Source organism: Erwinia sp. JH02, from assembly GCF_013074405.1.
Lineage (GTDB): Bacteria > Pseudomonadota > Gammaproteobacteria > Enterobacterales > Enterobacteriaceae > Erwinia > Erwinia rhapontici.
Genome location: NZ_JABANZ010000034.1, coordinates 1 through 1,254 on the forward strand (window position 1 = coordinate 1; position 1,254 = coordinate 1,254).

Consider the following 1,254-nt stretch of genomic DNA (forward strand, 5'->3'; position numbering starts at 1 on the left):
CACGTCCGGCGCAGCTGAACTGGAATGCCCTGTTCCGTGGCGATCATGCAATGGGGGCATACAATGCCTGCGTGGGAAATAACGGCTCACCGGACATCTATTATTATGCTGACGGCTTCGCTGACAGCGTCGACCTGCTTATCGAGGCTCTGACTAATGGGCAAAGTGCATTACTGGATACGCTGATTTATCCCATCTGCTTCAGCCTGCGGCACTCCGTGGAGCTTACTCTGAAGGGCCAGATACAGGAACTCTGTCAGCTTGCGAAACTGCGTTTACAGCCGATTGCACCGGACGCAGAAATAGAAAAAGTACTGAATCAGCACGACATAATGAACCTCTGGGTGTTTTTTACCGGCCAGGCCATCGCATTTGATAGGCGTTATAAGGAACAGATTTCAGCGCTGGACCCCCTTATCCGCTGCATTGCGGAAACGGACCCCACCGGGCAAACCTTTCGCTACAGCTACAGTACCGAAGCCAAAAAACATCTGACAGACGTCAGCGTTATCAATGTGCTGGTCCTGCGCGATCAGTTCCGCATCATACGAGACAACCTGGAAAAACTCACAGGCCTGAGTCAATGGCTCTGGAGGGAATACAGCACAGGATCATTCACCGGTCATCTCAGCCGTAAAGACCTGCAGGATATTGCCGGGCGGCTTCCCCCCCGACAGGCGTGGTCAGATCCGTCCGCTGGATTTGACAGCATCAAATCTTCCATAAAATCTGAGTACAACATTGGGAGTAAGGAACTGTCTGAGGCTGTACGTAAGATTCAAAACAGCAGGGATTTAGCACGTCTTATCGGCATACACCCTAATGTTCCGGGACTTTCTGCCGCAGACTTGAATGATCTCAATGAATTCTGGAAGCTGGCATGGGATCGTGATGCTCTGGCAGACGAATTACGTAAGGACATATCCGGCTTCACTGATTCACCTGTAATACCGGTGAATCTGCGACAGGAGGTGTACCGTGAAGTCGATATGATGAAAGACACCCCGTCTTCAATCGAACAGTTCATTCTGTGGGCAACTGAAGAACGGCTTGCCGGGCTGCAGGCATTGCTGCATTCCTCGCGTTATATGTTTAGCGAAGAGCATGACAATCACTATGAACATTATAAAAGAGGGGTAGTGGCTGCTTTTTCCGCCTCTTCCCGGCTTCGCGAGGCTGAGATAACTGATATCTGGTCCGGCAGCATCGGTCGACGTAATTATCCTTCGCGAATTATATTTAAACTCAAGCTAA

General features: G+C 50.4%; 1 protein-coding gene. It reads left to right on the top strand.

Going from position 1 to position 1,254, the window contains the following annotated elements; translation table 11 throughout:
- Window positions 1-1,254: hypothetical protein (locus HHI26_RS25335; protein ID WP_205945809.1), on the top strand; the 1,254-nt coding region annotated here is incomplete at both ends.